This window comes from Saccharospirillum alexandrii (assembly GCF_043641555.1).
GTDB lineage: Bacteria > Pseudomonadota > Gammaproteobacteria > Pseudomonadales > Natronospirillaceae > Saccharospirillum > Saccharospirillum alexandrii_A.
This window is the reverse complement of the sequence record NZ_JBHZRJ010000003.1, coordinates 342,197-356,032: the sequence shown is the minus strand read 5'-3', so window position 1 is coordinate 356,032 and position 13,836 is coordinate 342,197. Positions and strand designations below refer to the sequence as shown.

General features: G+C 55.9%; 12 protein-coding genes. 8 read left to right on the top strand and 4 right to left on the bottom strand.

Going from position 1 to position 13,836, the window contains the following annotated elements; translation table 11 throughout:
- Window positions 1-355: 355 nt before the first annotated feature.
- Both ACHUE7_RS11935 and ACHUE7_RS11930 read right to left on the bottom strand, forming a co-directional pair.
- The gene (locus ACHUE7_RS11935; protein ID WP_394170164.1) at window positions 356-2,539 is read right to left on the bottom strand and encodes a malate synthase G; all 2,184 of its coding nucleotides are present in this window, start codon (window positions 2,537-2,539) and stop codon (window positions 356-358) included.
- 148 nt (window positions 2,540-2,687) lie between these two features.
- On the bottom strand, window positions 2,688-3,638 hold the full coding sequence (locus ACHUE7_RS11930; RefSeq protein ID WP_127556009.1) for a LysR family transcriptional regulator: 951 nt from the start codon (window positions 3,636-3,638) through the stop codon (window positions 2,688-2,690).
- Between the two features lie 231 nt (window positions 3,639-3,869).
- Between ACHUE7_RS11930 and aceA the strand changes: the two genes are divergently transcribed.
- Both aceA and ACHUE7_RS11920 read left to right on the top strand, forming a co-directional pair.
- A complete protein-coding gene (gene aceA / locus ACHUE7_RS11925; RefSeq protein WP_394170163.1) occupies window positions 3,870-5,204 on the top strand; it encodes an isocitrate lyase in 1,335 nt (444 codons plus the stop codon).
- A 211-nt stretch (window positions 5,205-5,415) separates the two neighbouring features.
- Complete coding sequence (locus ACHUE7_RS11920) at window positions 5,416-6,555, top strand: HupE/UreJ family protein (protein WP_394170162.1); 1,140 nt, start codon at window positions 5,416-5,418, stop codon at window positions 6,553-6,555.
- Window positions 6,556-6,614: 59 nt separating this feature from the next.
- On the opposite strand, the gene ACHUE7_RS11915 is transcribed toward ACHUE7_RS11920, so the two are convergent.
- Window positions 6,615-6,899: a hypothetical protein gene (locus tag ACHUE7_RS11915; RefSeq protein WP_394170161.1), complete on the bottom strand. Its 285-nt coding sequence runs from the start codon at window positions 6,897-6,899 to the stop codon at window positions 6,615-6,617.
- Window positions 6,900-7,214: 315 nt separating this feature from the next.
- Here ACHUE7_RS11915 and ACHUE7_RS11910 point away from each other — a divergent pair, with 315 nt between their 5' ends.
- The 6 genes from ACHUE7_RS11910 to ACHUE7_RS11885 all read left to right on the top strand — a co-directional run bounded on the left by ACHUE7_RS11910 (window position 7,215) and on the right by ACHUE7_RS11885 (window position 11,971).
- On the top strand, window positions 7,215-7,670 hold the full coding sequence (locus ACHUE7_RS11910; RefSeq protein ID WP_394170160.1) for a c-type cytochrome: 456 nt from the start codon (window positions 7,215-7,217) through the stop codon (window positions 7,668-7,670).
- 77 nt (window positions 7,671-7,747) lie between these two features.
- The gene (locus ACHUE7_RS11905) at window positions 7,748-7,957 is read left to right on the top strand and encodes a hypothetical protein (protein WP_127556271.1); all 210 of its coding nucleotides are present in this window, start codon (window positions 7,748-7,750) and stop codon (window positions 7,955-7,957) included.
- A 109-nt stretch (window positions 7,958-8,066) separates the two neighbouring features.
- Window positions 8,067-9,419 carry a multicopper oxidase family protein gene (locus ACHUE7_RS11900; protein WP_394170159.1) on the top strand — a complete coding sequence of 451 codons (1,353 nt, stop codon included), beginning with the start codon at window positions 8,067-8,069 and terminating at the stop codon, window positions 9,417-9,419.
- 41 nt (window positions 9,420-9,460) lie between these two features.
- Window positions 9,461-9,949 carry a cytochrome c gene (locus ACHUE7_RS11895; protein ID WP_394170158.1) on the top strand — a complete coding sequence of 163 codons (489 nt, stop codon included), beginning with the start codon at window positions 9,461-9,463 and terminating at the stop codon, window positions 9,947-9,949.
- A gap of 51 nt (window positions 9,950-10,000) precedes the next feature.
- Window positions 10,001-11,356, top strand: coding sequence for an APC family permease (locus ACHUE7_RS11890; RefSeq protein WP_394170157.1), 1,356 nt, complete (start codon window positions 10,001-10,003; stop codon window positions 11,354-11,356).
- A gap of 228 nt (window positions 11,357-11,584) precedes the next feature.
- A complete protein-coding gene (locus tag ACHUE7_RS11885; RefSeq protein WP_394170156.1) occupies window positions 11,585-11,971 on the top strand; it encodes a DUF302 domain-containing protein in 387 nt (128 codons plus the stop codon).
- Between the two features lie 79 nt (window positions 11,972-12,050).
- Here the strand turns inward: ACHUE7_RS11885 and ACHUE7_RS11880 are convergent, their stop codons facing one another.
- Window positions 12,051-13,730, bottom strand: coding sequence for an NAD-dependent malic enzyme (locus ACHUE7_RS11880; protein ID WP_394170155.1), 1,680 nt, complete (start codon window positions 13,728-13,730; stop codon window positions 12,051-12,053).
- Between the last annotated feature and the right edge of the window lie 106 nt (window positions 13,731-13,836).

Genomic DNA, 13,836 nt, shown 5'->3' with positions numbered 1-13,836 from the left:
GGGGTCCGGTTTGGGGGCGCCCCGCGCCCCCCCCCGCGGGGGGCGCCTTACCCCCCCCCCGCGGCGCACCCCGGCCCCCCAGTAAGCGCACCCGGTGCCCCTATGCATCAATCCGGCTTAATTGCAGCGAACCTCTAACTCAGTAGGTCGAGGTTGCTCACAGTAAAAACCAGCGGCTAGCACCGATTGCTTTCAAAGAGATGGATCATTTAACCCGTAGCTAAGTGCTGGCTGCCGGGTAGGCCCCTCCGGGGTAGTCTGAGGCATGGATGCCGAAGCCTAGGCCCCATGGACGGGTTCACGCCGACCCCGGAGGGACCTACCCGGTGGCCAGCACGAACTCAATGCACTAAATTCAACCGTGCCGGCCTTCGTTCTTGGCTTTGATGCGAAACGCGTGCAACAAAGGCTCGGTGTAGCCGTTGGGTTGCTGTTTGCCTTCGAGCACCAGGGCGAGGGCCGCCTGGAAGGCGATGTTGTTGTCCGGGTCTTTGGCCATGGGTGTGTAGCTTGGGTCGTGAGCGTTTTGCTTGTCGACTATGGCGGCCATGCGTTTCATGGTTTCGATGACCTGGGCTTCGGTGCAGATGCCGTGGTGCAGCCAGTTGGCCATGTGCTGGCTGGAAATGCGCAGGGTGGCGCGGTCTTCCATCAGGCCGACGTTGTTGATGTCGGGGACTTTGGAACAGCCGACGCCGTGGTCGATCCAGCGGACGACGTAGCCGAGAATGCCCTGGGCGTTATTGTCGAGTTCTGCCTGAATGGCTTCCGCGGTCAGTGAACCCGGCTCAGCCAGCAATGGAATTTGCAGAATGGCATCCAGTGAGGCCGGTTCGCGCTGACGCAGGGTTTCCTGACGCTCGGCCACGCTGATGCGGTGGTAGTGCACGGAATGCAGGGTCGCGCCGTTGGGGGACGGCACCCAGGCCGTGTTGGCACCGGCCATGGGGTGGCCCTGTTTTTGTTCGAGCATGGCGGCCATTTCGTCCGGCATGGCCCACATGCCTTTGCCGATCTGGGCTTTGCCCGGCAAGCCTGCTGCGAGGCCGGCATCAACGTTGTTGTCTTCGTAAGCGCTGATCCAGGCTTGCTGTTTCATCTGGGCCTTGGGAATCATCGGGCCAGCCAACATGCTGGTGTGGATCTCATCGCCGGTGCGGTCGAGAAAGCCGGTGTTGATGAAGACGGTGCGGTCACTGGCGGCCTGAATGCAGGCTGCCAGGTTAACCGTCGTACGGCGTTCTTCGTCCATTATGCCGATTTTCAGGGTCTTGGCTGGCAGATCGAGCGCCTGCTCAATGCGGGCGAACAGGTCGACCGCAAAGGTCACTTCTTCCGGGCCGTGCATCTTGGGTTTAACGATGTAAACGCTGCCGGTGCGGCTATTGCGTCGCTCGGTGTTGTTCAGCACATCGTGTTTGGCCGCCAGCGCCGTGACCATGCCATCGAGAATGCCCTCCGGCACTTCGCGACCGTCGCGATCGAGCACCGCGTTGATGGTCATCAGGTGGCCGACGTTGCGCACGAACATGAGGCTGCGACCATGCAAGACCAGCGGGCGGCCGTTCAGGCCTTGGTAGGCCCGGTCGCTGTTCAACGAGCGGGTAATGGTGTGACCGCCTTTTTCAAACGACTCGCTGAGCGTGCCTTTCATCAGGCCCGTCCAGTTGCGGTAAACCTCGGTTTTATCTTCGGCATCGACGGCTGCGACCGAATCTTCGCAGTCCATAATGGTGGTCAGCGCAGCCTCGACCAGCAGGTCTTTGACACCGGCTGCATCGGTTTTGCCAACCGGGCTGGTCGCATCGATTTGGATCTCGATGTGCAGTCCGTTGTTTTTCAGCAGAATGGCCGTGGGCGCGGCTTCATCGCCCTGGTACCCCAGGCATTTGGCCGGGTTAGCCAGGCCGGTTTGGGTGCCGTCATTCAGTTCGACTGACAGGGCGCCGTGTTCAATCCGGTAGGCCACCGCGTCAGCATGAGAGCCTTTGGCCAGTGGCGTGGCCTGGTCGAGGTGCGCCCGGGCAAAGGCGATAACCTTTGCACCGCGCACCGGGTTATAGCCCGGGCCTTTTTCGGCTCCGCCGTCTTCTGAAATGGCATCGGTGCCATAGAGGGCATCGTACAGGCTTCCCCAGCGGGCATTGGCGGCGTTCAGTGCAAACCGGGCGTTCTTAACCGGTACCACCAACTGCGGACCCGCTTGTTCAGCAATTTCGGTATCGACGTTGGCGGTGGTGATGGGACTGACGTCGACCGGGGGCAGCAAGTAGCCGATGTCCTGCAAAAAGGCTTTGTAGTCATCCGCGTCGTGCGGTTCTACGGAGCGCTCGGCATGGTACTGATCGATTTTCGCCTGCAAGGTATCGCGCTGGCGCAACAGCGCCTCGTTGCGCGGCCCGAATTCATCCAGTATGGCCTCAAACTGACCCCAGAAATGAGCCGGATCAACCCCGGTACCCGGGGCGATCTCCTGGTCGATCAGGTTATAGAGTTCGGTCGCGATCTGAAGACCGCCGTGTTGAATTCGATCTGTCATGAGTCTGGCCTTTCGCTGTTTGCTTTTTATTCGAGTCTAGGGAGCCCAGCCGGATACGACTAATTTATAACCTTTATAGTCACCATTCACAGTATGAATGGGATTTTGATCACCGAATGTTTTAACTGCCCGCCCATTCAACATGCCACTAAAACTCCGGGCTTGGAACCTGCTCTGCCACCTCGTTGATGAGACGCCGCATCCACCGGTGCGCCGGGTCGTGATGCAACAACGGGCTCCACACCAGTTTCAGTTGAATACCCGGTATCACAAAGGGCGGCGCCATCACCCGCAAGCGGTCGTTGTGGGCCTGCAGCAGCGCGGCCCGAGCCGGTAAGGTAACCACCAGGTCGTTCTGCTCGGCCAGCAACATGGCGGCCTGATAATGACGGGTGAAGACGGTGATGTTGCGCTTGCTGCCCAGTTGACCGAGCACTTCGTCCACCCAGCCAAGGCGCTGTACATCGGCCGGATCGACCCCCACACCCACGCCATAGCCGGTTTTACTGACCCAGACGTGCTGTGCCTGCAGATAGTTCTTCAGGCTGAAGTTTTCCAGAATGGGGTTCTCGGAGCTGACCATGCAGCAGAACTCGTCGCGCCAGACGATGGTCTGGTGGAATGACTGGGGAATGTCGTCAAAGCGGTTGATTACCATGTCGACCTTACCCTGCTCGACATCCAGAAAACTGACGTCGCTGGGGGTCATCAGGTCCAGAATGACGTTGGGGGCTTCTTCGCGCAAACGCCGCAGCAGTGGGGGTACCAGGGTCGATTCGGCGTAGTCGCTGACCATGATACGAAACACCCGCTGACTGTTTTCGGCATCGAAATCAGAGCGCGGCTGAATGGCGCGCTCGATGTCCTGCAGCACGGTGCGCAGCATGGGCTCCAGTTGCCCGGCGCGCTCGGTTGGCGTCATGCCCTCACTGGTACGAATCAGCAGGGGGTCATCAAACAGGGTGCGCAGTCGGCGCAAACCGTTGCTCATGGCCGGCTGGCTAATGCCCAGCTTGTCGGCCGCCCGGGTCACGCTGCGCTCACGCAGCAGCACATCCAGATACACCAGCAGGTTCATGTCGATGCGGCTCAGCTGCATCCTTTCCTCCTTACGTTTGCCTGTTCGTCTCAAAATCGTCTTTGATCCGAATTATACTCAAAGCCTTCCCATCATTCATACCGTGAATACTGAAAATAATAACTATAAATTGGCCAAATCACCCTGGCGATTTTACTGTGAAGTCAAGGTCGCAGCAGAGACACACCGTTGCAGCAGCGACAACGACAACACACTAATACAACTAGACCGCAACACCGAGAGGACACGACCATGACCACTGGAAACTACAACCGCCAAGCTGAGATCGAAGCCATCCAGAAAGACTGGGACATCAACCCCCGCTGGCAGAACGTCAAGCGCACCTACAGTGCTGAAGATGTGGTGCGTCTGCGCGGTTCGCTGAAGCGTGACAATACCGTGGCCACTCGCGGTGCCGAGAAGCTCTGGCAACTGATCAATGAAGGCGGACGCCCGGCCTTTCGTCCTGAAAAAGACTTCGTAAACGCCATGGGCGCGCTGACCGGTGGTCAGGCTGTGCAACAGGTCAAAGCCGGTATTCAGGCGATCTACCTCTCTGGCTGGCAGGTGGCAGCCGATGCCAACTCCTCTGAAACCATGTACCCGGACCAGTCGCTGTACGCCGTTGATTCCGTACCGACCGTGGTTCGTCGCATCAACAACGCCTTTGAGCGTGCCGACCAGATTCAGTGGAAAACCGGCAAGAACCCGGGTGATGAGGGCTACACCGATTATTTCGCGCCCATCGTGGCGGATGCCGAAGCCGGTTTCGGTGGTGTGCTGAACGCCTATGAACTGATGAAGAACATGATTCGCGCTGGCGCCTCCGGTGTGCATTTTGAAGACCAGTTAGCCTCGGTGAAGAAGTGCGGTCACATGGGTGGCAAGGTACTGGTGCCGACCCAGGAAGCGGTTCAAAAGCTGGCAGCAGCCCGTCTGGCGGCCGATGTTGAAGGCGTACCGACGATTTTGCTGGCCCGTACCGACGCCAATGCGGCGGATCTGATTACGTCAGACTGCGACCCCTACGATGCCCCGTTTATCGTCGGCGGTCGCACGGCTGAAGGCTTCTACCGGGTCAAGGCCGGCATCGATCAAGCCATCGCCCGCGGCCTGGCCTATGCCCCCTATGCCGACCTGCTGTGGTGCGAGACTGCCAAGCCAGATCTGGACGAGGCCCGCAAGTTCGCCGAAGCCATCCGCAAGGAGTTCCCGGATCAGCTGCTGGCTTACAACTGTTCACCGTCGTTCAACTGGCGCAAGAACCTGGACGACGCGACCATTGCGAAGTTCCAGACTGAATTGTCAGCCATGGGCTACAAGTTCCAGTTCATCACGCTGGCCGGCATTCACAACATGTGGCACGGCATGTTCAACCTGGCCCACGCCTATGCCCGCAAGGACATGTCGGCCTACGTTGAACTGCAAGAGCAGGAATTCAAAGATGCCGACAAGGGCTACACCTTTGTCGCGCACCAGCAGGAAGTGGGCACTGGCTACTTCGACGACATGACCACGGTCATTCAGGGCGGCACCTCTTCGGTTACCGCACTGACCGGGTCTACCGAAGAAGAGCAGTTCGCCTGATCCGCAAGAACCCTCAGAACAGGATCACAAGGAAGTGACCTGCCTCATAAAGGCTGCTGACGACCCAGTCACGTCAGCAGCCCCCTCCCTCCAGTTCCGATAAATGCATCGGCAGTCAAATTTGCTTCGTATACACTAGACAGTGAACAGCCTTCTTCTGTTAACACTGCTCCTGTAGCGCTCAAATAATAACTGCATTGGACTCTCACACATGATTTCTACCACCAAACTGGCCCATTTTGGCCTTTTTGTCGTTTTGCTGGCCCTCAGCACATTGTCAACGGCGCACGAAATTCGCCCTGCCATCATCGATCTGACTCTCAACGAGAACGGCACCTACAGCATTGACATTCAAACCAGCGTCGAGACCTACCTGGCGGGTATCGGGCCGGACGTAACTGACACAAATGATGCGCCTCAGGCTGCTGAGTATGATCGGTACCGGGCCATGTCAGAGCAAGAGCTGATGCCTGTTTTCAAAGCGTTTGCGCCCGACCTGATCAGTGGCATCCAGTTTCAAGCCGACGGCCTCGATATCAACCTGGCCGAGCCGAACCTGACCTTAACCAGTGAACCGGATCTGGAGCTGGCCAGAGAGGCCGTCATTACCTTTACCGGCACGCTGCCCACCGGCAGTTCAAGCCTGGGTTGGCAGTGGGATGAACAGTTTGGCGAATCCGCTCTGAGAGTCAGCACCGCAACCGGAGAAGAAATTTATACAGAATATCTTCAGCCCGGCGTGCCAACCGGACCTTTTGATATCACGGGTGCCGTGAAACAAAGTGGCTTCTCAATTTTTGCAAACTACATCGTTATTGGCTTTGAACACATCCTACCCAAGGGGCTCGATCACATCTTGTTCGTAGTCGGCCTGTTCCTGCTTAGCTCGAAATTAAAGCCATTAATCTGGCAAGTAAGCAGCTTCACCCTGGCGCACACCGTAACCCTTGCTCTGGGAATGCTGGGTATCGTGACAATACCTGCGGCTATTGTGGAGCCATTAATTGCGCTCTCCATCGTCTACGTTTGCGTCGAGAACCTCTGGTCTCGTAACCTCAGCAAATGGCGACCCGCCGTCATTTTCGGATTTGGCCTCTTGCATGGCCTTGGTTTTGCCAGCGTCCTGACGGAAATAGGACTAAGTCCGAATCACTTTATTACAGGCCTAATCGGATTCAATATCGGGGTCGAGCTTGGGCAACTGACCGTCATTGCCCTCTGCTTTTTGGCAGTCGGTGTCTGGTTCAGGAATAAAGCGTGGTACCGGAGCTACATCACGAACCCCGCTTCTATCGCGATCGCCCTGATGGCCGGCTGGTGGGTTTTTGAGCGAACCGTTTACGGGGTTTAAGCAGCACACAGGCTAACGGGACACGGATGTTCCATACAAAAGCGATTAGGCCCGTTAGATCACATGGTAAGCGCTGCCCGATCGTCGGCGGGTTCTACTGGTAAAAAACAGGTCTTCGACTGGAAATCCGGTAGCCCCGCGAGTATTCTCTTAATTCGTTCAAGCCAGCGACACCCGCGATGACGACCGCCAAACTCAATTACATCCTTGTTCTCTTCCTGGTTATCTTCCAGGGAACTGGGGGTGTATTGGCTTGGGCAGAAACCACAACCGACGGCGAGGCTCAAACAGTGTCGCTGTGCGCCGATCATCATGATGTTGAACGCTGTGGCATGGCCGACCATTCCGCTCAGTTTCGATCACACTGCAGTGGTATGGCATGTACCCTACCCGTGGTAGCGCAGGCCGTTGCAGGTCTGATCGACCCTGCGACACAGGCAACAGAGCGTTATACTCAGCCGCTCAGTCACTCCCTGCACTCGGGCTATCACAGCGCGCTCGATCGCCCACCCAGTCTCTGATCCTCAATCACTGATTACCGTTTCGCTCAGACGAGTAGCTAATACAACGCTTCTCACCGTCACCTGACAGCGTACCCCTGTCGTTTGATGCTCTGACCGTCACTTTCTTTCGGATTAATGTAGCCATTGAGGACACTCATGAGATCACTGTTTGAACGCCCTAACTTTCATTCCATCATGATATCTGGAGCCGCGGCCTGCGCGTTTCCGCTCACAGCACTGCTCGTTTTAGGCACGTTAGCCAAGCTCTCCGTGCCTGCAATCGCGGCCGATGACCTGCCGAATCATGTTGATGTCGTGGTTGAGGGGCTGTCGGAGAAAGCTCGAACCGGGCAACGAATGTTTAACCAAACGTGCGCTGCCTGTCACGGATTAAACGCAGAAGGATCAGATGCAGGACCACCGTTGATCCATTCCATTTACAACCCCGGTCACCACTCCAACAAAGCCTTCTACCGAGCAGTGACAGAAGGGTCACGTCAACATCATTGGTCGTTTGGTGACATGCCGCCGCAACCCACCGTTGGGTTTACTCAGATGACGTTCATACTCGCCTTTATTCGTGAGGCGCAAGCGATCAATGACATTGAATAAAAGGTTCAGCTCGAAAGCACTCTGGCTGAATTAACCCATGCGCACACTATCTCGTTCGCAAGACCAGGAGACAAATAATGATGATGGACATGAGTTGGGGTTTTCACCTGTTCTGGTGGCCACTGGTCGCTGCACTGGTGGTCATTCCTTTATGGCGAATCTGCGAAAAGCTTGGATTTCCCGGAGTTCTCAGTGTTCTGGCACTGGTTCCCATACTGAACCTGGGGTTGCTGTACTTTCTTGCGTTCAGTGAACCACCTCACGGCAACAAAGATTCTCGCCTGTGAGTGAGGTCGAAACATTGGTCTGACGACGGGCGTGGGGCGTCGCATCGCCTTTTGGACATTGAGGCTGTTTCCCGCAGCCGGTAGCTTGGGTTAAACGAGGACGGTAATCATGAATCTGACACGACGGCAGTGGATTAAGGCAGGGGCACAATTGTCCGCTGCCTCAATGCTGCCCTGGTCACTCTGGGCTGACCAGCCACAAGTTCCACACATCAACATTCAGGCTCGGGAAACGACGGCTTCCTGGCTCGCCGCACCAACCCCGATCTGGGCCTACAACCAGCCAAAGTTGACATTACAACAGGGCGTCATGCAAACCGTGCGCGTGACCAATCACTTGCCAGAGCCAACGACCATCCACTGGCACGGAGTGCGAGTTGGCAATGCCATGGACGGCGTGTCTGGCTTGACCCAAGCGCCCATAGAACCGGGTGCCTCTTTTGACTATCACATCATGTCACCTGATGCAGGCACCTTCTGGTTTCACAGTCACCACAATACCATTGAACAGTTGGCGCGGGGGCTTTACGGCTCACTGGTCGTCACCGGTAATAACGAGCCTCGCTTCGAGCGTGATTGGCCGTTGTTGATGGATGACTGGAGTCTGAGCAGGAACGGTCGTATAGATCCGGCGTTTGCTAACGGTCACAACCAGTCACACGCGGGTCGTATGGGTAACTTTCTGACCATCAATCACCAGGCTGGCCCCTGGCGGGGTGAGGCAAACGCGGGCGAACGAGTCAGGCTGCGGCTGATCAACACCGCCACCAATAGGATTCTGCAGTTACATGCCGCGTTCCCGGGGGCGTTGTGGCTCGCCAAAGATGGCCAGCCGCTCGCCATCCCCGAACCGGTTCCCGAGGTGATTATCCTGGGGCCGGGTGAACGTTGGGATATAGGGTGGATTGCCCGTGACGCCGGCCAATTACTGGAAGTCAGTGGCGATGAGCCCCTGCTCGTTGCTCAGGTTGACCTGAACCCGTCTGACGGCACAGAGGTCCCTGCTTTCCCGGATGCAATGGCGTTACCGGCCAACCCCATGCCTCACTTGCCAGCTGGTGTAAACCAACGCGTACCGGTGACCCTCGAAGGCGGAGCGATGGGGCGGTTGCAGTCGGCCCAATACCAGGGCGAGCCTCATACTTTTAGAGAACTGGCTAGAAATGGCCAATTCTGGGCGATCAGTGGGCAAACGGGCATGCCTGAAACTCCCCTCTTTCGTGCCCGGAAAGGAGAGTCGGTTGAAGTGCTACTCGACAATCGAACAGCCTTTCCACACACCGTGCACTGGCACGGTCATCATGTCTGGGCGAATGGGCGGTGGCATGACAGCCTAACGCTGTTAAGAGGTCAGCAAAAGGCTGTCCGATTGATAGCCGGAAATCCCGGTAAATGGCTTATTCATTGCCACATGATAGACCACCAGGCGACCGGGATGATGACCTGGTTTGAAGTTGTTTAACAAAAGTAACGGTCCAAACAGAATAGGTAAAGGGTAATGCCATGAAATTTATTTGGGTAACAGCAGCAGTATTGGGACTCGCTGCCTGCACGGAAAATCAAGGGACTGCGCAGAATGCGGGCGAAACCATCGATACTTCAAGTATCTCACTCGAACCAAAAGCGGGTACGGAACGTTGGTACACACCAGAGGAGGTAACGCGTGGAAAAGAGGTTTTTGGAGAAAACTGCGCCGGTTGCCATGGACAAAATGCTGAATCCACACCCAATTGGAAAACAGTGGCGGCAAACGGCCAGTACCCGCCTCCCCCGTTAAATGGCACAGCCCATGCCTGGCACCACCCCTTGGATGTACTCAAAATGGTTATTGAACAGGGTGGAGAACCGGTGGGCGGCGTGATGCCTGCCTGGGGCGACAGATTAAGCGACCGCCAAATCATAGATGTAGTCGCCAGCTTTCAAAGCTACTGGCCAGATGACGTTTACCAGAGCTGGCTAGAGCGTGAACAGTCCAGGCGTGGCAGTCAGTAGTCTATAGAGAAGCCAGACTTCAAAACTCGAGGATTAAAAGTCGGAGGGTGTATGGAAAGCGAGAAAGACAGAACAACTCATTACCGGGAAGGCAGCCTGACGCTAGCTGGAACCGTAATGCTGGGGACGGGCGTCATGATCGGTGCCGGTATCTTTGCGCTTACCGGGCAAATGGCAGAGATGACCGGCGCCCTGTTCCCTTTGGCGTTTTTGGCCGCAGCGGTGGTTGTCGGCTTTAGTGCATACTCCTATATAAAAATCTCCAATGCGTATCCGTCCGCCGGGGGCATTGGCATGTATTTGCACAAAGCCTACGGGAATCGCCTGCCTACAGCGTTTAACGCCTTGTTGATGTACTTTTCGATGGTGATCGCGCAGAGCTTTCTGGCCCGCACCTTCGGCTCCTACACCATGCAGCTCTTTGGTGGCGATGACGGTGGTCGCATGGTGCCCATTCTCGGGGTGTCGCTCATGCTCGCCGCCTTCCTGATCAACCTGCTTGGCAATCGAATGATTCAGGGGGTGGCCTCCTTTATCGGTATCTTGAAGATCACGGGCATTGTGACTTTCGGGCTGGTGGGGGTCTGGATTTCCGACAGCATTTCCGTCGATTTTTCCTCCCCTGGAGAGACTGGAACCCTGGTTAATTTCCTGGGAGCGACGGCTCTGGGGATACTGGCGTTCAAGGGCTTTACAACAATCACTAACAGCGGTTCAGAGGTGCAAGACCCCCATCGCAACGTTGGCCGCGCTATTGTGATTTCCATCGCGGCGTGTGTGGTGATCTATACCTTGGTCGGCTTCGCCGTTTCCAGCAATCTCTCACTGCCTGAAATCATCGAGACACAGGACTACTCCCTGGCGGCGGCGGCACGACCGGCATTGGGCGATTACGGGGTTTGGATTACCGTAGCTATTGCCATGATGGCCACCGCCGGTGGCATTCTGGCCAGTATTTTCGCGGTTTCGCGAATGCTGGCCATGCTGACCGAAATGAAGTTGGTGCCTCACCGTCACTTCGGCATGCCCGGGAGCATTCAAAAGCACACGTTAGTCTATACCGTAGTGTTGGGGCTGATGCTGACAGCATTTTTTGATTTATCCCGAATTGCTGCACTGGGTATTGTGTTTTACTTGATTATGGATATTGCTATCCACTGGGGCGTTCTTCGCTACCTGAAAGCTGATGTTAAAGCACAAGCTTGGGTGCCCTTTGTGGCCATTGTTCTGGACCTACTCGTTCTAGGTGGCTTTATCTGGGTGAAGTTAAACACCGATCCATTTGTAATTGGTGTGGCAGTCGTCACCATGATATTGATCGCCACAGCGGAACAGATCTTCCTGAAGAAATCTCCAGAATCTGCGCAAGCAGAAAAGAAAACCGCTGACACTCATCATCACCGCTAATGAACATTAAGCTATTGCCCAATGAATCCTTACGATGTTTGGCACTCACCCGAGAGAATAAGGATCGTTTAACAGGGTGGTGAAGAAATCGAGCTAAGGTTTCGTCGGAAAGGGGAATAAATATTAGTATTTACAAATACAAACCTTTAATGCGGTACAGACATCCTTCACTGTATGCGGACAGATTAATGTACCAGCTCGCAAAATTTGAATAGAGGACAATGAACCATGAGTTACACAATCAACCGACTGATCCAGAACGCCGATTTCGATACTGTCGATGCTCGTACCCGTAAAGCCCTGGCAGACCAGGGATTTGGCGTACTGACAGAAATTGATGTTCAGGCCACTATGAAAAAGAAACTGGACAAAGAGATGGCTCCCTATCGAATTCTCGGTGCCTGCAACCCGACAATGGCATTTGAGGCCATCGGTCTTGAACCACGCGCCGGCGCGATGCTGCCCTGTAACGTCATTCTTCGATCGATCGAAGACGGCGTCGAAGTGAGCGCAATAGACCCCGTGGCCTCAATGAGTGCGATAGAAAACGATGAACTAAAAGCCGTTGCCGGTCAGGTAAGGGACTTGTTAAGTAAAGCAGTTATGTCTGTGTAGTAAGGCTAGCAATCGCCCTGCCTGACTGGCAGGGCAATTTGTTAACATTAACACGGGATTCAACCAGTCAACGCCCCTCTCACACAGCCCGACGACGATACTGCCGATAACGAGGTGTCCAGAAGTTCGCTTCGATGGTTTCGCGAACCTGCTCTTCGCTGCTCATCAGAGCTACGCCATCGGCCTGGGCCTGACGGGCGACTTCAAAAGCAATCAGTTTGCTGGTTTCGCGAATATCGGCCAGCGGTGGTAGCAATGCGCCCTCACCGGTTTGCACCATGGGTGCCTGATTGGCCAGCGCCTTTGAAGCGGCCATCAGCATGGTATCGGTGATGCGTTCGGCACCGACGGCCAACGCACCAAGCCCAATGCCCGGGAAGATGTAGGCATTGTTGCACTGAGCGATGGGGTAAGTCTGGCCATTGACCGTTACCGGCCCAAACGGAGAGCCTGTTGCCACCAACGCCTGACCGTCGGTCCAGGCCAGCACGTCGGCCGGCGTTGCCTCGACTTTGGATGTCGGGTTCGACAATGGCATGACCACAGGCCGTGCACAGCCCGCATGCAATGCCTTAATGACGTCCTCTGTGAACAAGCCTCTCTGGCCTGAGACACCAATCAGAATGGTTGGGTTGGCGTGTTTCACGACATCCAGCAAGTCGGTACCAGACCAGTCGGCAACCATGTCGGCTGGCTGGGCTAGCCGCGCCTGAAAGTCATAAAGGTCCACCATATCACTGGTCAGCAACCCAAAGCGGTCGACCATAAAGACGCGCTTGCGGGCTTCGGCTTCCGACAGGCCTTCATCCTGCATCGCCACGATGATTTGCTCGGCAATACCGCAGCCGGCGGAACCGGCACCTACAAACGCAACACGCTGTTCGCTGACCGGCTCGCCCTTGGCTTTACAAGCGGCCAACAGCGTTGCCACACAGACCGATGCCGTGCCTTGAATGTCATCATTAAAGCAGCACAGTTCTTCGCGGTAGCGTTCCAGCAACGGCATGGCGTTGGTCTGGGCAAAATCCTCGAACTGCAACAGGGCATCGGGCCAGCGGCGTTTTACGGCCTGAATGAATTGTTCAATAAACGCATCGTACTCGTCCTGGCTGATGCGGTTATGGCGCCAGCCCATGTACATGGGGTCGTTCAGCAGCGTCTGATTGTTGGTGCCCACATCCAGCATGATCGGCAACGTATTGGCCGGGCTGATGCCACCGCAGGCGGTGTATAGCGACAGTTTGCCAATGGGAATGCCCATGCCGCCGATACCCTGGTCACCCAGGCCCAGAATGCGCTCGCCATCAGTTACCACAATGACTTTCACGTTGTCTTTGGTGGCACTGCGCAGCATGTCGTCCATGTGATCGCGGTCCGGGTAGCTGATGAACAGCCCCCGGTGGTTGCGATAAATATTGGAGAACTCCTGACAAGCCTCACCCACCGTCGGGGTGTAGATGATCGGCAGCATTTCCTCGAGATGATCTTCGAGCAAGCGGAAAAACAGGGTTTCGTTGTCGTCCTGAATCGAACGCAGGGCGATGTGGCGGTCCAGATCACTCTGGCACAACTGGTACTGGCGGTAGGCCCGCTCGGCCTGCTCTTCAATGGTCTCCACGTTTTGTGGCAACAACCCGATCAGATTGAACGAAACCCGCTCTTCCTGCGTGAAGGCACTGCCTTTGTTCAACAGCGGCAGCTCCAGCAGGGTTGGTCCGGCATAGGGAATATAAAGCGGGCGTTTTTCAGAATTACTCATAATGGGCTGGTCTGTTCCATGTCATTAATCGGATTTAACGGTCACTAATGGACGTATTTTAGCATCAATACAGCACCCTGTTCCCGCCACCGCCGGGTAGAATTCC